A 23,026-nucleotide genomic window follows, 5' to 3' on the forward strand; every position below is an offset into this window, starting at 1 on the left:
AATTATTGGTTTAGATGACTAAACGACATAATTTCAGCCTTGATTAAAACGATTTTATCTCTCAGCTGAATTATTAAACAAAGATAAACAGACCCTAGTAAACAGTATTAAGCTATTTTTATTCTGACAATTTTCATCACTTCAATTTCAAAGCCAGCAACATTTTCAGTTTCTGGATAATAGGTAATATTAACGCGTTGACCATTTAGTGATTTATAGTGTTTTTTACGTTTATATTTAAAAGGCGTGTCAATACCGTCTAACATTATAGTGTTAATATACCAATCGTCTTGTTCTCGCTGTACATGAGAGATCACTTTGATATCTTCGGTATGAGTTAGGTTAGGGTGGTTTTCAAGCAATTTTTTTATTGGAGACTTCGCCATAATTAGTGTTCACCGGTTAAGTATTGTTGGTAACCGTCAATGGCAAAATAACGGATAGATTTTTTTTGTTTGATTCTTTTTGCTATTAGTTGCTCGTTAGCATAAATACGTACAACTTGTTTGTCGCCATTACTATCCGTGTCAAATTGATGGTTTTCATTTAAGCGCAAATCATCAAATTCAGTTTTCATTATCAGTTTCAAAATTATAAACCATTGATTTCTTTTTTAATGCTATAACCTTCATCGGTTACTATTTTTTCTAGTACTTGAATACGAGACTCTAGATTAGTGACCTGCTGTTTTAATTGCTCGTTATCAGCATCTGAAGCTTGATTGTGTTTAAGCATTTTTTCTTTAAAGGCTAAATGTTTTTTATACATATCGAAAAGCGTACCAAAAACAACCGTGATTAATACTATACAAACTACCATGGTTTGACCTGACATCACACTATCTCCTTATTTATCTTGTTATTGAGTATACCAAAAGAATGAAATTTTAATACAAAGCAACCTTGTCAAAATTAATGCGTTTTTAAAAAGCCATTAAAAAAGCAATCAAAGATTGACGTAAAATAAACTTTCACATGCCGGTAGAGATAATACCATAATCTACACTTGCTTTAGCCATAGCTGTAAAACAGCCTGTGGCAGCAGTACAAATAAATAAAAAAGCACGGGGCAGTGTTATTTTCATAACATTTCTTTTTAGCTTCACCTAAATATATAAAGTGTAACTTCAAGAATTGAATAATCAGTAAAGACGTTTGATTCGTATGATCTTGCAATTGTTTTAAAACCCACATAACTGTTATTACCATAACACATAAAAAACCATCTGGTGGTATTACCAATATCTGTTAATTGTTTTTATCGATAGAGAGTTTTTATTGAAAAACCTAGTCTGTCCGTCATTTTTTTATAAATATATTTTTTAACGGAACGATTAAAAAGTTTATTTATTTAATTTGTGGTAAATGTTTACATGTTTTTTTTATATCGTGTTTGTTTGTTTTTAATTGTATGATTTTTAATGTTTTTATTTTTGTTTTTATTTTTTGTTTAAGATTTGTTTGTTTTTGGTAATGATAAGTAGTGGTTTTAAAAATAAATGTTATTACCAATTAAGTGGTTTTTAATTGTGTTTTTTATCGACCAAAGGTTGACCAATTTGTTTTTTTATGGAATATTTTGTTGTGACAAAACAACAGAAGTTTTGCAAAGTTAATAATTATAAATAACTAAGGGAAAGAATATGAGTCATAAATTATCTAAAATATCTTTAGCAGTGCTCTCAGCAACTGCTTTGCATATGACCACATCAGTTCAAGCACAAGAAGCGCCTACTGCCGCGAAACAAGCTGTTGAAGTGATTGAAGTAACCGGTATCCGTAGCTCTCTTACCAGTGCACTAGCTGAAAAGCGTGATGCTAGCAGTTTAGTTGAGGTCATTATTGCTGATGATATTGGTAAGTTACCTGACCAAAACTTAGCGGAAGTGCTTGAAAACGTTACTGGTGTACAAATTACCCGTACAGCTGGTGTTGGTACTGGCGTGCAAATTCGTGGTACTAATGCAAACCGTACCGAAATTAATGGTGTATCTACCGTAGGTTCTGGCGGTGGTCGTAGCGGTATTGATTTTGAAGATGTTTCAGCTTCTATTATTGCTGCTGTTGAAGTAACAAAATCACCTGAAGCTAAAACGACTGAAGGCTCTGTAGGTGGTACTGTTAATTTACGTACAATTCGTCCTTTACAGTTATCAGAAACTTTAGGATCTGTTCGTGTACAAGGCGAAAACAGTAGCTTAAGTACAGAAAGTGTTATGCCAAGATTTTCAGGTACCTATGGTGATAACTGGGAGCTTGACTTTGGTAAAATAGGTTTTGTTATTAGTGGTAGTTACAGCGAGCAAGAAGCAGTTTCTTTCCGTCCTAGAACTGACCGTGATGCCCTTAATGAAGATGGCGTTCTTGGTATTAACTTCTTATTGCAAGAACAAGAAAATGATGATTATGAAACGGTTAATATTGCATCAACCGTTGAATTTGCACCTAACGATGATTTGAAGTTTTATTTTGATACTATCATTAACTCTCAAGAACAAAGTCGTGACCAATACAGACTTCAAGCTTCTGGTGTAGGTGGTATTTTAAACGGTAATAAACCAACAGCTACTGAAACTATTAATTTTGGTTCATTAGGTGGTGTTAATATTCCATCAATGGAAGCTTCATTAATTGGCGACATAAACCCAGACTATACAGGTTCTAAACCGAGTGAGCCAAACTTACGTATGTCTAGTGAAACAGGCTCACGTATTACAGACTCTGAAGTATTTGTATTCGGTGGTGAATATCAACATGAAGACTTTAAGTTAAGTGCTGAAATTTCATCATCATCTTCTGAAAGTACTAAGCCGAAGTTCGATACAACATTGAACTTTATGAACCCTAACTCTCCTGATGTAGCTAAAGTTTCTCTTCAAAGTGGTACGACAGAAGTTCCATTAATGGACGGAATTACCTCACTTCAAGAGGCTATTGATAGCGTAAATGGTACTGGTGGTTATTTACTTAATGATAATGGCGTGCCATTTTCTTATGACTTATCAGGAAAAACCTTATCATTTGGTTTAAACCAAGCTTCATCTGTAGTTCCGACACCAGAGCAACTATTTAACCCTGCTAACTATTATTTAGCGAAAATGGAAAAAAGTGGCGATACTCAAGAAAACTCTGAAACGGGTGTACGTTTTGATCTTGAGGTTTATGTTGATGACAGCATTATCACTTCAGTTGATTTAGGTTACCGTTTTAATGCTTCTTCGAGTGAATTCCACAAATATAAAGATACTTGGAGCACTAGCGACCAAGCAAAATCTATTAGCGGTACGCTAATTTCTGACCTTTTAGTTAAAGGTCCTAATAACTTTGGTGATGGTGATGACCGTGAATTGTTTATCAAAGATTTCTTACTTGTAGATCCTGATAAAGCGTTCTCTGACCCAGAAGGTACATTAGCCACAATTGATAAGGCTTACAATGTAACATTAGGTACTAGTGATTCTGCTACGATGGATGTTAGTGAAGATAGAGGTGCTTTTTACTTAGTTGAAGAAGAAACTCATGCGCTTTACGCACAAGCTAATTTCGAGTGGGAAATGATTCGCGGTAATGTTGGTGGTCGTTATATCAGTACTGAAGTTGATTCAATCAGTAATTATGATGTAGGTGTACAATCAATCCTTTCTGGTGACTATAGCTTCTTCTTACCTCGTTTAAACGTGGTTGCTGATGTTGCTGATGATATGGCTATTCGTTTCGGTGCAAGTAAAGATATCCGACGCCCTAACTTCGATCAGTTAAGTGCAGCGTTTGACTTTGGTACTAATGAAAATACGGCCGTGGCATTAGGTAACCCAGGCTTAGAACCTGAAGAAGTTGTATCGCTTGACCTTTCATGGGAATGGTATTTTGCTGAAGCGTCAATTGTAAGTGTTGGTTACTTTACTAAAGAGCGTACAAACATCTTTGGTATTAAAACATACGAAGCACCACAAACACCAAGTACAGAGACAACAAGTGGTTTCGTGCGTGAAACAGCCTTAGATTGTCCAGGCGGCGGTATATACAACCCTAATGTAGTAGCTAACACGTTAGGTGAGCTAGGCGCAGTAGGTATGTGTGTAGATTATTCTGAACCATCTAATGACTCAGAAACCACAACCGTTTCAGGTTGGGAATTCTCAGCTCAATACGATCTTGCTGGTTTTGAAGATGAATTAGGTTGGGCATCAGGTTTTGGTGTTGCAGCGAATTACACAATACAAGACTTTAAAGGTGGTTCAACAGAAGATTGTACTGGTGGACGTGGTAAAAATGTTCTTGGCGATATTTGTGCTGAGCGTGGTTTAGAAGACTTTTCTGAAAATGCCTATAACTTAACGGCATACTATGAAAGAAATGGTTTATCTGCACGTATGCGTTACACATGGCGTGATGCGTTCAAATCTACCGATTTCGCAGGTGGTTCTAGCACGAATAGTACTTTGAGTTTCCCTGTAGTAACAGCAGCAAGAGGTCAACTTAACGCGAGTGTCAGCTACGATGTTACTGATAAATTAAACATCGGACTTGAAGCAGTAAACCTTACTAATGAAGGTATAAAGCAATATTGTGTTAATGACGATGCACTTTTATGTTTCGTAGGTCTTCCAGACCGTCGTGTAACATTTGGTGCTAGCTACCGTTTCTAATATGTGAGAACAACAGTTCGATTATTTGGTACTTACCAAATAACACATTTAGTTGAATGTTAAATTAACCCCAGCATGTGCTGGGGTTAATATTTTAAGAAAGTAAATGTAAAACGGTTTGTACATATTAAATTGATGAGGTTAGTAAGATTTTGTATAAACAATTAATGCGGCAAGCTTATGAGGTGTCTCGTTAATTTAACAACTCAACAGATGAAAGTTTTCTAATCTAAAACTATAGTTAGAAGATAACCCATTGTAAATATTCTAAATTGGAGAAAGGCGTTGATAAAAATTAAAGTCACAGCCCTATTACTGATAGTAACTATATTGTCTATTCCCTTAAGTGCGCAGTCACGAGAACATCCAAATTTGATTATGACCAAATCTGGGGTAGAAAAAATTAGAAAGAATTTAGGTAAAGTGCCTTTGTTCGATGCCACACTTCAACGTGTGAAACAAGAAGTTGATGCGGAAATTGCGTTTGGTATTGACACCCCAATCCCAAAAGATTTTTCAGGTGGTTATACCCATCAGCGTCATAAAAAGAATTTTCAAGTGGCGCAAAAAGCAGGCGCATTATATCAAATACTTCAAGATGATAAATATGCCAAATACGTTCGGGATATGTTATTCCAGTATGAAGCTATGTATAAAGACTTACCTATTCACCCGCAAGAGCGCTCATATGCTCGTGGTAAATTATTTTGGCAATGCTTAAATGACAGTAACTGGTTGGTTTATATGAGCCAAGCCTATGATGCTATTTATGAAACGTTATCAGCCCAAGAGCACGATAAATTACAAAATAATTTATTTCGTCCATTCGCCGATTATATTTCTATAGTCAATCCACAGTTTTATAATCGTATTCATAACCACAGCACTTGGGGCAATGCGGCTGTTGGTATGATTGCATTGGTAATGGATGACGAAGAATTATTGCAACGTGCCTTATATGGCATTGAAGATGACGGTTTGGAATTAGGCCTTAAAGATAACGATGGCGGCTTTATTAAAGTAGCAGGGCAAAAAGCTGGCTTTTTAGCTAACCTAGAAGACCCATTTTCACCAGAAGGTTATTTTACCGAAGGTCCTTATTATCAACGTTATGCAATGTACCCATTTTTAATTTTTGGCTTAGCTATGCATAACGTTAAACCTGAAATGAAGGTATTTGAACATAAAGACAATGTTTTATTAAAAGGGGTTGATGCGCTGCTCAATTTATCTGATGCTGACGGTGATTTTTTCCCTCTTAATGATGGTCAAAAAGGCATGTCTTATTACACGCCGGCTTTAGTAACAGCGGTTGATATTGCTTATCATTATGGCAAGCAAGCGCCTAAATTACTTGGTATTGCAGAGAAACAAGGTTCGGTATTATTAGATCAATCAGGACTGTCAGTGGCTATTGGCGTTCGTGATGGTAAAGCTGAACCGTTTGTGAAAAAGTCGGTTAATTTTTCAGATGGTCATGATGGCAAGCAAGGTGGTGTTGGAATTCTAAGATACGGCAATGAAGAGTTAACGTTAGTGTTTAAATACGCTGCTCAAGGTTTAAGTCATGGTCATTATGACAAGCTTTCTTATTCACTTTATGCCAATGGTGATGAAGTATTACAAGATTACGGCTTAGCACGTTTTGTTAATATTGAACAAAAAGGTGGTGGTAACTACTTAAAAGAAAATAAAACCTGGGCAAAACAAACCATTGCACATAATACACTAACACAAAATCAAACCTCGCATTTTGGTGGTGATTATGAAACGGGGAGTAAACATCATTCTGAGCTTTATCTTTATGATGATTTAAATGAAAAGGTTCAAGTAGTTAGTGCTACTGAGTCAAATGCGTATCCGGGCACAAAAATGCATAGAACCATGGCGATGATCAAACTCGATGATTTTGAAAAACCGTTTGTTCTCGATATCATGAAAGTGACGTCAGCCGCTAAAAATCAATATGACTTTCCTTTTTATTTTATGGGACAAGTTATCGATATGAACTTTACCTACGACTCACCGGCTAGCTTAAGTCCTTTAGGGGCTAAAAATGGTTATCAGCACTTGTATTTAGAAGGTAAAGGAAAACCCGCTGCTAATAGTACCCAATTTTCATGGTTAGGTGATGGTAAATACTATACTTTGACCACGGCAACGGATGCTAAAGATGAGCTGTTATTTACTCGCATTGGCGCGAATGATCCTCAGTTTAACCTTCGCCGAGATGCCGCGTTAATGATCCGTAGAAATGATAGCAAGGATACTGTTTTTGCTTCTGTTATTGAACCACATGGCGCTTATAGTCCTATTTCTGAATTGTCTGAAAATTCTAAGAGTAGTATTGCAGCATTAAATGTGATCCATGATGATGAAAACTACACGGCGGTTTCAATTACTGATCTAAAAGGCAATAGCAGTGTCTTTATCTTAGCAAACAAACAAACAGCGACGGATAAAGCACATAAATTGAAAATAGCAGGTAAGCAATACCGCTGGACAGGCGCGTACTATTTTACTGGTAGTTAGCAAGTTATTGCATTATGAGTAACCTGAATTCAGGTTAAGTAGGAAGGGGGATTGCAGCGATGTTGCAATCCCTTTTTTTATTTATATCGAAAATAAGTGTTGATAAAAGTGGTAAGTTTAAACTGTTTTATTGGCGTTTTATTTTGTATTAAGCAGTTTTTTTACTGATTTATGATAAAATCCCGTTTACTGAATTAATCTCTATAAGCTATATCTTTGTGCCATACTCCGATTTATTAACCCCAATCACATCCTTTTTAAAATGTGAAACCCCCGATACTTGGATTGAAGAAGCGATAAAAGCTGAAAATTTATCAATGCTTTTATTAGATCATCTAATATGTGAATTAAAAGCGGCACAATCTGCCATGTTTCTTATCCGTAAGTATGCAGTAGACAAAGAAAGCGGTCAGGCATTATTAGAGTGGCTTAAGCCGTTTGAGCAGTTTGTTTATAAAAAAGAAGGGGATTGGCAATCGCTGAACGATAAAAACAGCCTGAAAAAGTCGATGTTACCTAAAGCCAATTCAAAATATGGCCAAGACTTGATTGATAAAATGGTGATGTTAATTAAAGAAGAATTACACCATTTTTACCAAGTTTTAGAAATTATGCATGAATATGGCATTAGCTATAAGCATATAACCCCAGGGCGTTATGCTAAAGGCATGTTAAGCCATGTAAAAACTCACGAGCCAGAAACCTTAGTAGATAAATTAATTTGTGGTGCTTATATCGAAGCCCGTTCATGTGAACGCTTTGCTAAATTAGCACCTCATGTTGATAAACGTCTTGGTGATTTTTATGTATCTTTGCTTCGCTCAGAAGCTCGGCATTATCAAGATTATTTAACATTAGCCGAAGAAATTTCAGGCACTAATATTGATGAAAAAATTGCTTTTTTTGGTGAAAAAGAAGCAGAGCTTATTTTAATGCCTGATACTGACTTTAAGTTTCATAGTGGTGTGCCCGCTTAACTTTATTTGTACGTTAGGCGGCAACCATTGAGCAGTTTCTACCGGCAGATTTTGCTTGATATAAAGCTTCATCAGCGCGTTTAAATAGCTCTAACCAGCATTTTTCTTTTTGCGTTTGTGCAATACCAACCGAAACCGAAATTTGTGGTAAATAACTATCGGAATTACGCTGTTTTAGCTTAAGATTTGAAATGGTTAAACGAATTTTTTCTGCAATCACTTTGGCTTCGCTTAAGGTTTTATTAACCATCACCACGACAAACTCTTCTCCGCCATATCTGACGGCGAGATCAAGATCAGAAATATTAGCTGTGATTGAATTAGCCACACGCTGTAATACTTTGTCGCCAATAAAGTGGCCAAAATTGTCATTAATTTTTTTGAAATGATCAATATCAATAGCTAAAGAGGTATGGGTTTCTTCAATATCAATATTTTGGAGTTTTTCATCACAGCCGCGGCGGTTAAGTAAGCCGGTGAGGGCGTCAGAAATCGCTTCTTTGCGAGCCACTTCAAGTTTTTTCTTTAATTCATTTACTTCGTTGTTAGTTTTATTTAACGCTTCAGATAACGTTTTGTGTTGGTTGGCTGAATTATTTACTGTTGTTAATAAATAGTTTACCACTTTATTGAGGGATTTAGATTGATTGGTTTTTTCTAGCACTTGGTCAATTTTTTGTAAATTACCAATGGCTTCTTCATCTAAACTTAGTTGGGTGTCAATTTTATCTAATAATGTGTTTATTGATTCATTGAGCGGACTCATAACGGCCTGTTGCACTTGTTCAGAATTTGACACAAATTCATTGAATAAGGCTTCTAAAAAAATGCAGTCGAGCGCTTTATTTTGTTTTATTTGTAAATTGATTTGTTGATTAAGCTGAGGATTACTGCCATTAGTATATAAAAATAATACTGAATAATTTACTGGGGTTGGCGGTATTGTGTATTTTGTTAGTAGTTCAAAGGTTAAATCCGCATAGCGTTTTGCAGATTGAAATTTGTTATTGTTGTTATCCATTTTTTCCCTTCAATATTTAGGGCTAATACAAACTTCAGCTTTATTATTATATTTATTTTTGAGTTTAATTTTTTATTAGCATTTGTGATTATGCAAATACAGTTTACCAACAAAAATGTTGAACATTCAATGTAAATTTTTTGTTAATATAGTTTTGTTTTATTGTGTTTTTGTACTAAAACAGTACGAGTTATTTGATGGTTAGTTAATAAGGAAAGGCCGTGACCTAAAGGTTTTTATTAATTTCCTTTTAAATCAGCTTGTTATGATGTTTTTTTTGATGTTGATGGTAAATAAAAAGTAAGTAATAACTATAGATAAGCAGATTATTTTGCTTGAAAAGGTAAGTTGAGTAATTCTTTGTTATTTTTATCAACTTTTAGCCATGCGCCTTGTTCGTACCAATCACCTAAAACAATACGAGTTGCTGGCTTATCATTAGCCGTTAATTGGTGAATAGCGGGTCTATGAGTATGACCATGGATCATCAACTGGCATTGATAGGTTTCTAAATCTTTTACCACTTCAGATAAAGTAACATCCATGATATCGAGCGATTTAGCCTGTTGTGCTTTTTTACTTTTTTCTCGGTAATTATGCGCGATTTTCTTACGAATAAAAAAGGGTAGGTTGGTCATAAAACCTAACCACCACCAAGAGCGCGATTTTTTGCGAAACTTCTGATATTCAACATCCATGGTGCATAAAGTATCGCCATGCATTAATAACGTTTTTTCACCGTATAAATCGATAACATACTTTTCAGGTAGCAATGTCATACCTGACATTTCGGCGTATTTTTTACCTAAAATAAAATCACGATTTCCGTGGATATAAAATACATCAGTACCGGAATGCACTAAATCTTTTAACGCTTTTGCAACACTGGTATTTAGTTCGGTGTTGTAATCATCACCAAACCATACTTCGAATAAGTCGCCTAAAATATAAAGCTGTTCAGCGTTGCTAGCATCATTTTTTAAAAACGATAAAAAACAGGCCGTAATATCGGGCCTGTTTTCTGCAAGATGTAAATCAGCAATAAAATAGGTAACTTGCTCTTTTACTTTTTTTATCATTAAAAAGTATTCAATTATTCAACGATAGTTTCAGTAATAATAATTTCTTCTTTTGGTACATCATCATGGAAACCAAAACGACCTGTTTCGGCTGTGGTCATTTTATCAACCACGTCCATACCTTCAACAACTTCACCAAATACACAATAACCCCAACCTTGAACAGTTTCGCTTTTAAAATCTAAGAAGTTGTTATCAACTAAATTGATGAAAAACTGCGCTGATGCTGAATGAGGATCTTGTGTACGTGCCATAGCTAATGTACCACGAGCATTACTTAAACCATTATTGGCTTCGTTTTTAATGCTAGCATTAGTGTCTTTTTCTTCCATGCCAGATGAAAAGCCACCACCTTGCGCCATAAAGCCTTTGATCACGCGATGAAAAATAGTGCCGTTATAAAATCCATCTTGTGCATATTTTTTAAAGTTTTCAGCGGTAATTGGTGCTTTATCGAAATCTAGGTTAATTTTGATATCGCCTAAAGTTGTTTTAAATGTGATCATTTTTTAGTTTCCATAATAAAATATGGGAGAATTGTAACCTAACGAGAATTTCTGTAAAGGGAAGTGATGACCCTTTGTCGATGATAATGTACAATCTGCGCTAATTTTTCAGGTAAATCTAGGAAGCAATTACGTAATGCTGCAAATATACAATACATTATCTCGCCAAAAAGAAACGTTCACACCAATAGAACAAGGTAAAGTTGGCCTATATGTTTGTGGTGTCACGGTTTATGACCTCTGTCATATTGGCCATGCGCGTACTTATATTGGTTTTGATAATATGGTGCGTTACTTACGTTTTTCTGGCTATGATGTCACCTATGTTAGAAATGTTACTGATGTTGATGACAAAATAATCAAGCGCGCCATTGAAAACAATGAAACCTGTGAAGCGTTAACTGCACGTACTATGGCAGATATGCATCAAGATTTTGACGCTTTAAATTTATTACGTCCTGATATTGAACCGCGTGTTACAACGCATATGCAAGAAATCATTACTATGGTTGAGCAATTAGTAACAAAAAATCATGCTTACGTTGCTAGCTCTGGCGATGTTTTATTTGATGTATCGAGCTTTGCTAAATATGGTGAATTAAGTGGTCAAAACCTAGAGCAGTTACAATCTGGCTCTCGAGTTGAGGTAGACGATAGCAAACGTAACCCGCTTGATTTTGTGCTATGGAAAATGGCTAAAGCAGGTGAGCCGAGTTGGTCATCACCTTGGGGGGAAGGTCGCCCAGGTTGGCACATTGAATGTTCGGCAATGAATGCTAAAGAATTAGGTCATCATTTTGACATTCACGGCGGCGGCTCTGATTTATCGTTCCCACATCATGAAAATGAAATCGCGCAAAGTTGTTGTGCGCTTGATACGCCTTATGTGAATTATTGGATCCACACAGGCATGGTGCAAGTCGACCAAACTAAAATGTCAAAATCATTAGGTAACTTTTTTACCATACGTGAAGTGTTGGCCAATTATGACGCCGAAACCACACGATATTTTTTAACATCAGGTCAATACCGTAGCCAACTAAACTACTCTACCGACAATTTAGATCAAGCAAGAGCATCAGTGGAACGTATTTATACGGCATTACGTGATGTTGAAACGTTAGCTAATTATCAATTAGATAAATCTCAGCCTTATGTTGAACGCTTTTGTAAAGCGATGGATGATGACTTTAACACACCAGAAGCGCTCTCAGTGTTATTTGAAGTAGCCAAAGAGCTGAATGTTGCTAAACAACAAGGAAGTGAAAATAGCAAAGCAGTAGAACTTGCTTCAATATTAAAAGGGTTAGGTAATTTATTAGGCCTGTTACAGCAAGATCCGGCTGATTTTTTACAAGGTCAGGGTGATGATGATGAGGTTGCCGCAATTGAAGCGTTAATTGCTCAGCGTAATCAGGCGCGAGCAGATAAAAACTGGGCATTAGCCGATGACGCCAGAGACAAATTAAATGCCATGAACATTATTTTGGAAGACAGTGCTGGTAAAACTACTTGGCGTAAAAAATAATCAGTTAATCAATTGATTCAGTTATAAGTAATTAAAGGGGAAGTTGTATTCCCCTTTTTCATGTCTTCATTTTAGTATTCTTAATTCTATTAATTATATAAGCTATTTTTTGCGCTAGCGGCATTAGAATTTCACTCATTTGGAATTCACGCATTTGGAATAAGCAAACAACCTCCATTCTACTTTGCTATTACTTAAAATAGCCTATTGCTGAAAATATAAACAAAGATCAACAGACTCTAGTGCCAAGATTATCCAATTATACTTTTGCAAGCTATAGTGAAAAAGCGGCTGTTTTTTGTTCATAAGGTAGCGTTAAATTATTATTGACCAATGAATAAGAAGCCATTAAGGTAAAAAATAAGCATAATAATTATTAAAAGGAAGGCGGTATGGCAGAAATGGTGGCGGAAAAAACACATCTTGATATCAAAGCTTCATATTTAGCAGCTGAAGATTTAAAAATTGCCGCGTCTTTATTGTATCAGTCTTATCATGATGATCCCGTTTTTCTTGATATCTTTGATGCTAAAAAAGCTGATTATGAACAGCGCTTAAGGGCCTCTATTCGAGAAGAATTAAATGCTTTTTGGCAGGCTCAACAACCAATGGTTGGTCTTTATTTAGGTGAGTCAATGGTTGGCGTTGCTTGCTTAAATGGTCCTGATGAGCGAGTAAATTCAAACCGCTTTTGGCACTGGCGTTTAAAAATGCTGTTAAGTGCCGGTTATTTCAGTACTAAGCAAATGATTGAAAAAGAAGAAGCGATTATCAATGCCGTACCGCTGACTACCTTTCATATGCTGTCTTTTATTGCAATTCATCCATTACATCAACATCACGGCTTTGGCCATTATTTAATGGCGGCAGTTAATACCGTATTAGAAGAACATCCTAATAGTGAAGGTGTTGCTGTGTTTGCAACCAATAAAAAGTATCAAGAATTTTTTAATGATGTTGATTACAAAAAAATAAAACAATTAACTGTTGGTAAGGTGTCTGGTAGTTTGATGATCCATTACCGACAAAATAACTAACACATTTTTCTTCACAATAATTATTTACTTTATAACTGCTGTATTGCTTAGCTCTATTGCTTAAATACAGCGTTAAATTAATTACCTGAAAACAGAACTAGTAGAATAAAAAATATGTTCATGATGTTATTTCTTATCTCTATGTCCTGTTAATCTTTATTTATAATATGAGTAATGAGTACAGAAAATATGATCCGTCATACCGTGGTTTTTAAATTAAAGCACGAGCCCAATTCAGCAGCAGAACATCAATTTTTAGAACAAGCTCGTAAACTTAAAAGTTTACCCACGGTACTAAATTTTGAGTGTTTACAACAAATTAGTAGAAAAAATCATTTTACTCATGGTTTATCAATGGAATTTGCAAACGACGAGGCTTATCAAGCTTACAACGAAAACCCATTGCATATTGCTTTTGTTAAAAATTATTGGCTATTGGAAGTAGAAGATTTTTTAGAAATTGATTATTTGATCAGCGATAAAAAAGGTGAAATTTAATTAACTTATGCATAAAGTTATTATCTAAATAATAATTGTTTAGGTTATCTTTATTAGCTACTACCTTATTGGCTACCTTTAATGTAAGACATATCTCACAAAGGTGTGCGATATATTGTAAAAAATTATTGATTTTTATTATTGATTAAATGCTAAGCTTTTGAAAAATAAAATTTAATTAAAATTTGTTTTTTTTTACAATTAGATGAACAGCAAAGTTTTTTTCTTAGCGACTTTGTTAATTTCGTTTTTACTCTAATATTAACCATGTCAGGACGACACAGGGCAGGGAGCTCATTAGCTAGGATAGCAACGGAAAATCTCATGATGAGATTGTGTAATAAGGACGTTACTTAGGAATATTAACATAGGATGTGTTAACAAGGGACAATGTAACCAGGATGGTTAATAAGGATAGGAAATTTAATTTTTACTTCAGGATGAAGTGATGCTTAGGATGGCATAAAGGATAGGCTAGGAGCCTTAGGATACACTATGGATAGTTATTATGGATGATGGGAACACTGAATGTATATGCAGGATGCATTAAAAAGCTAATAGGAAAAGCGGCTCATTTGAGCCGCTTTTTTTTATTCTCAATTTGTACTTTTTGTTCATTTATTACTTGAATTAAAAAGTGCTATCCCCATATCTGAGTTAACAAAGATTCCGTTAATACAACGGGCATTTTTATTTTATGTTGAATACAGATAGGAGAAGTTTCAGATGTCTGAGACAGGTCAAAAAGAAGTTCATGGCTTTCAAACCGAAGTAAAACAGTTACTTCAATTAATGATCCATTCATTATATTCAAACAAAGAAATATTCTTACGTGAATTAGTTTCTAATGCCGCCGATGCTGCCGATAAATTACGCTTTAAAGCGTTATCAGACGGTGTTTTATTAGCCGGTGATAGTGATTTACGTGTTCGCATTAGTGCTGATAAAGAAAATAATACCTTAACCATTTCTGATAATGGTATTGGTATGACCCATGACGAAATTATTGCGCATTTAGGTACTATTGCTAAATCAGGCACAGCTGACTTTTTCTCTAAATTATCGGGTGATCAAGCCGCCGACTCGCAACTTATTGGTCAATTTGGTGTTGGTTTTTATTCTGCTTTTATTGTTGCTGATAAAGTAACGGTACGTTCGCGTGCTGCTGGTGCTGCGGCTAATGAAGCGGTTGAATGGTCTTCAGAAGGTGAAGGCGAATTCACCACAGCACAAATAGAAAAAGCTAATCGTGGTACCGATATTATTCTTCACTTAAAAGAAGAAGAAAAAGAATATGCGGATGAATGGCGCTTAAAGTCAATTGTGACTAAATACTCTGATCATATCTCTGTTTCAGTTGAAATGTTAACGCCGGCAGTGGCGGCAGTAGAAGAAGAGAAAGACGAAGAAGGTAATGTAATTCGTCCGGCTGTTGAAGCACAAGAAGCTAAGTGGGAACCTGTTAATAAAGCAACTGCGTTATGGACACGTGAAAAAGCCGATGTTTCAGACGACGAATACAAAGAGTTTTATAAACATGTATCACATGATTTTGGCGACCCATTATTATGGGAACATAATAAAGTAGAAGGTAAAACTGAATATACTTCTTTATTATATATTCCAGCTAAAGCGCCATTTGACTTGTACAATCGTGAAAAACAACACGGTTTAAAATTATTTGTGCAACGTGTATTTATTATGGATGACGCAGAGCAGTTCATGCCAACGTATCTACGTTTTGTTAAAGGTTTATTAGACTCAAATGATTTACCACTAAACGTATCACGTGAAATTCTTCAAGATAATAAAGTTACCCAAGCTATTCGTAAAGGTTGTACTAAGCGTGTATTAAAAATGTTAGAGCGTTTAGGCAATAAAGATGCTGAGCAGTATCAAAGCTTTTGGGATGAATTTGGCCAAGTGCTAAAAGAAGGTCCAGCAGAAGATTCTGCCAATAAAGATGCAATTGCTAAGTTGTTACGTTTTGCGTCAACCAATGAAAATACCGCGGTACAAAATGTTTCTTTTGCTCAATACATTGAGCGCATGAAAGAAGGCCAAGACAAAATTTATTATGTGGTGGCTGACAGCTTCGATGCAGCGAAAAATAGCCCGCATTTAGAAGTATTCCGCAAGAAAGGCATTGAAGTTTTATTACTATCAGATCGTATTGATGAATGGTTAGTGAGCCACTTAACAGAGTTTGACGGCAAACAATTACAGTCAGTAGCTCGTGGTGGTTTAGATCTTGGTGATATGGATGACGAAGAAACAAAACAAGCACAAGAGAAGTTAGAGCAAGAATTTGACTCTGTTGTTAAGCGTTTACAAGAAACCTTGGCTGATAAAGTGAAAGAAGTTCGAATTTCTAATCGTTTAACTGACTCACCAGCATGTATTGTTACTGATGATAACGATATGAGTAGCCAAATGATCAAGTTAATGGAATCTGTTGGTCAAGCCGTTCCTGAAACTAAGCCTATTTTTGAAATCAATGCTGAGCATGATTTAGTTAAACATATGGCGGATGAGCAAGACGATAGCCAGTTTACCCAATGGGCAGAAGTATTATTTGAGCAAGCTTTATTAGCGGAGCGTGGTAGCTTAAAAGACCCTGCTAGCTTTGTAACGCGTTTAAATAAGTTGATGTTAAGTTTAACCAAATAACATTATAAAGCTAAAAATAAAGGCGTGTATTACACGCCTTTTTTATATGTTTATCCAGAATTAAGCTGAATCGCTGAATTTATTTATCATCTAAATATTGGTTAGCATTAAGTGAAAACTGACCAAATAAGTCATTAATTAAACGATTTAGTTCTCCAGCCATTAAAGCAAAGTCAGCATCAATTTTTGCGGCAACATCTGCTTTATCAATATCATCATTTTGCTCTTGTAAGACATCAAAGAACTTAATACGTTTTATTGCCATATCGTCACATAAAATAAAAGAAATCGCTTCATCCCATTCTAAAGCTAGTTTCACTACGTACTTTTCAGCATCTAAGTGAACTTTAATTTCATCGCTACCTAAATCTTGGTTTTTAACACGAACAACGGCACCATCATCGCCTAAAGCGTGTAATTCTGCTTCCATACCTAATACAAATGGGTCGCCTAAATTCTTTTCTACTAACCAGTCGGTCATAACTTCATCAGGGGCAAGTTCAGGGCTTGGGCTAGTTACAGGTAAGGTGCCTAATGACTTTCTTAATAAGGCTAAAAAGTCTTCAGCTTTAGCGCGGCTGCTAGTGTTAATAACAATAATATTTTCATCGGCATTTATATAAGCATGAGTATCAGTAACACGTGAAAATGCGCGTGGTAATAATTCAAAAATAATATCTTCTTTAAATTGTTCTTTTTCTTTCTTGGTGGCGCCGCGGCTATGCTCAGCTTCAAGTTGATTAACTTTTTCATCAATCATATCTTTGATAACAGGAGCAGGAAGGATTTTTTCTTCTTTTCGGGCACATAATAAAAAGTTTTTATTAGCACAATGCACCGTACTACTGCCATGTTTACCCAGTGCGTTTACCCAACCAAAGTGAGCCATTTCAGTTGAACCACATGGCGTAAATAAATTTTCACTAAGTTGTTTTTCAAGATCTTGCTCTTGCCATTCAAATTTTTTGGTAAAAGCAAAAACGTAAAGATTTTTAAACCACATGAAGAGTTTCCTAATAAATTTGGTGAGAGATGGATAAAAAGAGCCGACATAATAGCGTAAATAAAAGCAACAAGTAACGCTTTTGTCAGGTTAATTATAAAATGATTTTTTACACCATGTTGGCAAATTCAATCTCATAGCTCAGGCCTGAATCTGGCTGACAATGAGCTGAAATTTTACCATTAAGGGTATCGGTAACCAAGGTTTGAATAATGTGTGTGCCAAGCCCGCTACCACCTTCAGAACCTTTAGTTGTATAAAAAGGTTCAAATAAGTTGTGCAGCTGTTCTTCACTAACGCCATTACCATTATCACGATAATTTAATTGTAAAGTGTTGTTGTACATTTTCACATCCATGGTGATTTCACCATGCTCAATACCGTCAAAACCATGGATAATGGAGTTGATCACTAAATTGGTGATGATTTGTGATACCGCACCAGCATGAACACAAATTTCAAGATCGTCGGGACAATTGATAATAATTTTGTGCTTGGTATTTTTTAATTTAGGCTGTAATGATTGAATAACACCATCAATATAATTGGCAACATTAATCTTTCTTACCTTATTGCTGGTTTGATCAACCGCAACCTGTTTATAGCTTGAGATGAGATCTGAGGCACGATCTAAGTTACTGGTCAACAAATTGATACTTTGAGTGGCATTGCTGACAAACTCTGATAATGATTTTTTGCTCAGTTTTTGCTCATCAACCTCTTTCTGTAATTGAGTTAACAAATCAGCAAGGTAACTAGTTGAGGTGATACTAACGCCGATAGGAGTATTAACTTCATGGGTTACTTCGGCAGATAAACTCCCTAGAGCAGCCATTTTCTCTGCTTCTAATAAACGTTCTTGTGCTTTATTTAATTCTAATATTGAATCTTTTAAATTCTGATTAGTGCTTAATAAGGTTTGTTCTGTTTTTTGACGGCGGTGGTTTTCATCTTCTAATTTTTTTTGTTGAACAAGCATTTCTTGTTTTTGTCGTTCCATTTTAAGCATAGAAGTACTTAATGAGGATGTTTTGCGAGCAACTTCCTGCTCAAGCTGTAAATTATGTTCATCTAGTTTACTGTTAGCCGCAATAATTTCACTTTGAGCGCTGTGAAGCTTGTCTTTATATGTGATCAACTCGTCAATTAAATTATTGTAGGCATCTTCTAAAACATTGAGTTCATTTTCGTCATAATTCATTGAATGAAGTTTTGAAGCTTCTGGGTCGTCAATATCAAATTGCTGTATTTGTTGCGTTAACTCGCTTAATGGTGTGGTTAAAAGTTTTGAAAACGCTAATGAAAAAAGTAACACTAAAACCGCGGTTTTTACCATGGCATTACCAATTAAGAAATAAATACCTACTTCAATGCGGTTAAAAATAACTTCATTACTTGAAAGTAGGGTAACACTACCAACTTTACTGGTACGGCCTGAAAACTCAAAAATTAACGGGAAGGTATGACCAAATAGGCCTTCTGAAAAAGAAGATAAATTAAGGTGATCGCCTTCGGTATTATCTTCATATTTCATGGTATCAATATTCGCTAATTGACCAAGTTGAGCAATAATTTGGTTATTTTCATCCTTTACTGAAATACCTTTTATCATTGGGATAGCAACTAAACCGTCAGCAATATCAATTGCTTGCTGTGTATTTAGCTCCCATACGGCGCGGGTTAAACTGCCACTGAAGGTTTTTTCTAAAGTTAATAGCTCATTATTGATATGAGCTTTGGTATTGATGTATTCGGCGACAATTTGAATGCCGGTAACAATAAACGTTAGAACAAAGTAAAAAGACAATACTCTGGTTAGTAGTTTTTTCGAAATACTTTTTACTTTCATTTAGCTACCGCTTTTATTTTCCATAGTTATGATTGTAATCATTTTTAATTAAGTAGAAAGCCTTTTTAGAAATTTTCCTGTTTTGACAAAAAGAAAAAGGAATAAATAGTAATAGGCTAAATTTATTCTATAGTTTAATCATATTATTAACCTAATATAAAAGATGTATTTTTCATCAAACTGTCTTTTTATATTCATTTTTTTTTAATATAAATGTCAAAAAAAAGACACATTGTCACAAAAGTGTCATAAGCGGATGGCAAAATGCAGCCAATTAAAAATTAATTACTATAACTAAGGTAATAACATGAAATTTACTAAAACAACTTTAGCCGCGGCTTTATTAACAGCGTTACCTATCTCAGCTTTTGCTGCCGAAGAGTTAACTTTTTATGGTAAAGCTAATGTAACAATTCAATCTTCAGATGATGGTTCAGAGTCAGTTACTGACATTAAAAGTAACGCTTCACGCTTGGGTGTTAAAGGTTCTCATGCTATTGAAGGTGGTTTAGAAGTTGTTTATCAAGCGGAATTCGAAGTACAAATTGACGATGGTGATAAAGATGGTCAAGCCATCTCACAACGTAATATTTATGTTGGTTTAAAAGGTGATTTTGGTACCGTTTTTGTAGGTAAACATGATACCGCCCTTAAAAAGTCACAAGGTAAAATTGATTTATTTAGTGATTTAGAAGGTGATATTAAAAACTTATGGAAAGGTGAAAACCGATTAAGTAATTCATTAATGTATAAATCACCAAAATTCAACGGTTTTGCTGTTAACTTAGGCTATATTGCTAGCGAATCCGAAACGGTTGATGACGGTATTTCTTTAGCGGTATCTTACGGTGATGAAGCACTTAAAAAGTCTGATTTTTATGCAGCTGTTGCGGTTGATTCAGAAGTAAGTGGTTATGATATTACCCGTTTTTCTGCTCAAGGTAAGTTAGGCGCTGTAGTTTTAGGTGCTATGGTACAAACTCAAGAAAAACTTTCTAATGGCGAAGAGTTAGACGGCGTTATGGTGTCGGCTAAGTACCCTGTAGGTAAAGTAACATTAAAAGGCCAAGTGCAAACGGCTGAAGTTGATGGCGGCGATGATCTAAGTGGTTACACAGTAGGTGCTGATTATAAACTATCTAAACAAGCCAAAGTTTTTGCTTTTTATACAACTTTTGATATGGATAGTTCAGCTGACGAAGACTATTTAGCTGTAGGTCTTGAATACAAATTCTAATTCAGCTTTAAAAGCTTTTAGTTATAAAGCCGCTTTAATTTAAGTTAAAGCGGCTTTTTTCTTGATTAAGTTTATAAGCTAGTCAATGATGACAACAGTTTAGGGCTATACCTTCTAACTATGATCATAATCATGAGCTTTAATGTTATTAATCTTAATGTCTTTAAGCTTGTATGTGTTAGCTTAGCGGAAAATATTTATTCAACTTGCTATAAATTATTTTGTGTAATCAAATTGTCATAAAAGTGTATCAAAATGATCTTATTAAAAAATGAGTATTCCCGTTTTAGGAAATGTAAATGAACAGACAAATATTGATAGTTGAAGACGAAGCACCAATTCGAGAAATGATTTCTTTTGTGTTAGATCAAAATGGATTTAACTCGTTAGAAGCTGCCGATATAGATAGTGCAAAAGAGCTAATTAAAGAGCCTTACCCTGATTTAATTTTATTAGATTGGATGTTACCTGGTGGTACAGGGGTAAAATTAGCAAAAGCATTAAAACAAAATGAATATACCCGAAATATTCCTATTATTATGTTAACAGCACGAGCTGATGAAGAAGATAAAGTAAAAGGGTTTGATGCTGGTGTTGATGACTATGTAACCAAACCATTTTCACCAAAAGAATTAATTGCTCGTATAAAAGCGGTAATTCGCCGAGTGTCACCAACTTCATTAGAAGAAGTTATTGAATTTCACGGACTTTCATTAGACCCTGTCGCTCACCGTGTTGCTATTAATGAAAAAAGTCTTGATTTAGGACCAACTGAATTTAGATTATTACATTTTTTCATGACCCACACCGAACGGGTATACAGCCGAGAGCAATTATTAGATAATGTTTGGGGTACCAACGTTTACGTTGAAGACCGCACAGTTGATGTTCACATCAGACGCTTACGAAAAGCAATTACTGGTGATGGCCATGAAAATTTCATTCAAACGGTACGTGGTTCAGGTTATCGTTTCTCAGGAAAATTAAGTCACTAATCTATGTATTTACGCTTAACGGCTTTTTCGCTTTATTCTCGTTTAGCTTTAGGGCTTTTAGCTTGCTTGGTGATCGGATACTTTATTGGGTATTTGTGGACGTTAGCCTTTTTCTTTGTTGTTGCCTTATTAATTTGGAATTATCAACAAATTCTCAAGTTAGTTGATTGGTTATGGGAAAGTAAATCGTTAACTCCGCCGGTTGCTGAAGGACTTTGGGGGCGTATTTATGATGGTTTATATCGCCAAGTTAGACGCTCCAGAGTAAAACAAAAAAGACTAAACGAGCGCATCAGACAGTTTCGTGATGGTGCTGAGGCATTGCCAGATGCAGCCTTGGTTTTATCAAACGAATACATTATTGAGTGGGGCAATAAAAAAGCACAGAAGCTATTAGGTATTCGCACACCTGGTGATGTTGGCCAACGCATTGATAATCTGATCCGCTTTCCGAAGTTTGCCTTACAAATTCATGAAGGCAATATTGACTTACCTATTCATATTCCCTCACCGCTTGATAACGAAGTGCAGCTTGAATTGAGATTAATGCCTTATGGTAGTGATCAAATTTTATTTCTTGCTCGCGATGTTAGTAAAGTACACCGTTTAGAAGAAATGCGACGAGACTTTGTTGCCAATGTTTCGCATGAGCTTAAAACACCATTAACTGTGGTTCGTGGTTATGTTGAAATGGTACAGTGTACTGAGCATGCTTTAGATCCTCATTGGAAAAACGCTTTTAATACCATAGAGTCGCAAGTTACTCGAATGGATCGTTTAGTTGAACAATTGCTGACATTATCTCGTGTTGAAATTCACGGGGAGCAAGACGCTAAGCAAGAAATTAACATGCCAAAACTTATTCACCAATTAGTTGAAGATGCTAGTTGGTTAAATCAAGATAAGCAGCATGTAATATCATTAGATATCAGCTCAACCTTAAACATTAAAGGCATTGATACTGAAATAAAAAGCGCTTGCTCTAATTTAATATCTAACGCAATTGCTTATACGCCAGAGAAAGGCGAAATTCATGTTAGTTGGCAAAACTTTGGTGACAAAGTACGCTTTTCTGTACGTGATAACGGCCCTGGTATTAAACCCGAGCACGTTAATCGCTTAACTGAACGTTTTTATCGGGTTGATAAATCACGCTCTAGAAACACCGGTGGTTCGGGCTTAGGCTTAGCAATTGTTAAACATGTATTGCAGCATCACAACGCTGAACTTGTTATCAACAGTCGCTGGGGGCAGGGCAGCGAGTTTTCGATTGTTTTTAACTTAAGTTAAAATTTCATTCACAATTACCTTTTGTGGGGATAACGCCTTTTATCCCCATTTTTACATTCTGTTAAATAAAGAAGAATACAAAAATAGTCCTAGTTATTTTTTAACCCGATAAATTTCACTAATTGTTTGATTTACGGTTTTTTGCTGATTTTCAAT

18 protein-coding genes are annotated in these 23,026 nt (G+C 35.4%); 10 read left to right on the forward strand and 8 right to left on the reverse strand.

Annotated elements, in window-relative coordinates:
* Positions 1 to 107: 107 nt before the first annotated feature.
* Genes ACSLUO_RS16605 through ACSLUO_RS16615 form a run of 3 tightly spaced genes read right to left on the reverse strand, consistent with a single transcriptional unit; the run spans position 108 to position 834 of the window.
* Positions 108 to 386: a hypothetical protein gene (locus ACSLUO_RS16605; protein ID WP_448250242.1), complete on the reverse strand. Its 279-nt coding sequence runs from the start codon at positions 384 to 386 to the stop codon at positions 108 to 110.
* A gap of 2 nt (positions 387 to 388) precedes the next feature.
* Positions 389 to 577 (reverse strand): hypothetical protein, encoded by a 189-nt coding sequence (locus ACSLUO_RS16610; RefSeq protein WP_448250244.1) that lies wholly within the window; start codon positions 575 to 577, stop codon positions 389 to 391.
* A 14-nt stretch (positions 578 to 591) separates the two neighbouring features.
* Positions 592 to 834 carry a hypothetical protein gene (locus tag ACSLUO_RS16615; RefSeq protein ID WP_448250309.1) on the reverse strand — a complete coding sequence of 81 codons (243 nt, stop codon included), beginning with the start codon at positions 832 to 834 and terminating at the stop codon, positions 592 to 594.
* Between the two features lie 808 nt (positions 835 to 1,642).
* On the opposite strand from ACSLUO_RS16615, the gene ACSLUO_RS16620 reads away from it, so the two are divergent.
* The 3 genes from ACSLUO_RS16620 to miaE all read left to right on the forward strand — a co-directional run bounded on the left by ACSLUO_RS16620 (position 1,643) and on the right by miaE (position 8,157).
* Entirely contained in the window at positions 1,643 to 4,648 is a 3,006-nt protein-coding gene (locus ACSLUO_RS16620; protein ID WP_448250246.1) for a TonB-dependent receptor, read from the forward strand.
* A 285-nt stretch (positions 4,649 to 4,933) separates the two neighbouring features.
* Entirely contained in the window at positions 4,934 to 7,180 is a 2,247-nt protein-coding gene (locus ACSLUO_RS16625) for an alginate lyase family protein (protein WP_448250247.1), read from the forward strand.
* Between the two features lie 218 nt (positions 7,181 to 7,398).
* Positions 7,399 to 8,157 carry a tRNA isopentenyl-2-thiomethyl-A-37 hydroxylase MiaE gene (gene miaE / locus ACSLUO_RS16630; protein ID WP_448250249.1) on the forward strand — a complete coding sequence of 253 codons (759 nt, stop codon included), beginning with the start codon at positions 7,399 to 7,401 and terminating at the stop codon, positions 8,155 to 8,157.
* A 13-nt stretch (positions 8,158 to 8,170) separates the two neighbouring features.
* Here miaE and ACSLUO_RS16635 read toward each other — a convergent pair whose 3' ends face one another.
* From ACSLUO_RS16635 to ACSLUO_RS16645, 3 genes are all read right to left on the reverse strand, one after another.
* Positions 8,171 to 9,178, reverse strand: coding sequence for a GGDEF domain-containing protein (locus tag ACSLUO_RS16635; RefSeq protein ID WP_448250251.1), 1,008 nt, complete (start codon positions 9,176 to 9,178; stop codon positions 8,171 to 8,173).
* Positions 9,179 to 9,504: 326 nt separating this feature from the next.
* A complete protein-coding gene (lpxH, locus tag ACSLUO_RS16640) occupies positions 9,505 to 10,257 on the reverse strand; it encodes a UDP-2,3-diacylglucosamine diphosphatase (RefSeq protein WP_448250253.1) in 753 nt (250 codons plus the stop codon).
* A 14-nt stretch (positions 10,258 to 10,271) separates the two neighbouring features.
* Positions 10,272 to 10,763, reverse strand: coding sequence for a peptidylprolyl isomerase (locus ACSLUO_RS16645; protein ID WP_448250255.1), 492 nt, complete (start codon positions 10,761 to 10,763; stop codon positions 10,272 to 10,274).
* A 136-nt stretch (positions 10,764 to 10,899) separates the two neighbouring features.
* Here ACSLUO_RS16645 and cysS point away from each other — a divergent pair, with 136 nt between their 5' ends.
* From cysS to htpG, 4 genes are all read left to right on the forward strand, one after another.
* On the forward strand, positions 10,900 to 12,291 hold the full coding sequence (gene cysS, locus ACSLUO_RS16650) for a cysteine--tRNA ligase (protein WP_448250257.1): 1,392 nt from the start codon (positions 10,900 to 10,902) through the stop codon (positions 12,289 to 12,291).
* Positions 12,292 to 12,692: 401 nt separating this feature from the next.
* A complete protein-coding gene (locus ACSLUO_RS16655) occupies positions 12,693 to 13,328 on the forward strand; it encodes a GNAT family N-acetyltransferase (protein ID WP_448250310.1) in 636 nt (211 codons plus the stop codon).
* A 174-nt stretch (positions 13,329 to 13,502) separates the two neighbouring features.
* Positions 13,503 to 13,826, forward strand: coding sequence for a Dabb family protein (locus ACSLUO_RS16660; protein WP_448250259.1), 324 nt, complete (start codon positions 13,503 to 13,505; stop codon positions 13,824 to 13,826).
* Between the two features lie 726 nt (positions 13,827 to 14,552).
* Positions 14,553 to 16,496 (forward strand): molecular chaperone HtpG, encoded by a 1,944-nt coding sequence (htpG, locus tag ACSLUO_RS16665; RefSeq protein ID WP_448250261.1) that lies wholly within the window; start codon positions 14,553 to 14,555, stop codon positions 16,494 to 16,496.
* A 79-nt stretch (positions 16,497 to 16,575) separates the two neighbouring features.
* On the opposite strand, the gene rdgC is transcribed toward htpG, so the two are convergent.
* Positions 16,576 to 17,499 carry a recombination-associated protein RdgC gene (rdgC, locus tag ACSLUO_RS16670; RefSeq protein ID WP_448250263.1) on the reverse strand — a complete coding sequence of 308 codons (924 nt, stop codon included), beginning with the start codon at positions 17,497 to 17,499 and terminating at the stop codon, positions 16,576 to 16,578.
* 109 nt (positions 17,500 to 17,608) lie between these two features.
* The gene (locus ACSLUO_RS16675; protein ID WP_448250265.1) at positions 17,609 to 19,348 is read right to left on the reverse strand and encodes an ATP-binding protein; all 1,740 of its coding nucleotides are present in this window, start codon (positions 19,346 to 19,348) and stop codon (positions 17,609 to 17,611) included.
* A gap of 307 nt (positions 19,349 to 19,655) precedes the next feature.
* Here ACSLUO_RS16675 and ACSLUO_RS16680 point away from each other — a divergent pair, with 307 nt between their 5' ends.
* The 3 genes from ACSLUO_RS16680 (at position 19,656) to phoR (ending at position 22,870) form a co-directional block, all read left to right on the forward strand.
* Positions 19,656 to 20,585, forward strand: a complete 930-nt coding sequence (locus ACSLUO_RS16680; RefSeq protein ID WP_448250267.1) for a porin — start codon at positions 19,656 to 19,658, stop codon at positions 20,583 to 20,585.
* A 299-nt stretch (positions 20,586 to 20,884) separates the two neighbouring features.
* Complete coding sequence (gene phoB, locus ACSLUO_RS16685) at positions 20,885 to 21,580, forward strand: phosphate regulon transcriptional regulator PhoB (RefSeq protein ID WP_448250270.1); 696 nt, start codon at positions 20,885 to 20,887, stop codon at positions 21,578 to 21,580.
* 3 nt (positions 21,581 to 21,583) lie between these two features.
* On the forward strand, positions 21,584 to 22,870 hold the full coding sequence (gene phoR / locus ACSLUO_RS16690; protein ID WP_448250272.1) for a phosphate regulon sensor histidine kinase PhoR: 1,287 nt from the start codon (positions 21,584 to 21,586) through the stop codon (positions 22,868 to 22,870).
* Positions 22,871 to 23,026: the final 156 nt, after the last annotated feature.

The sequence above is a fragment of the Thalassotalea agariperforans genome (assembly GCF_053470345.1).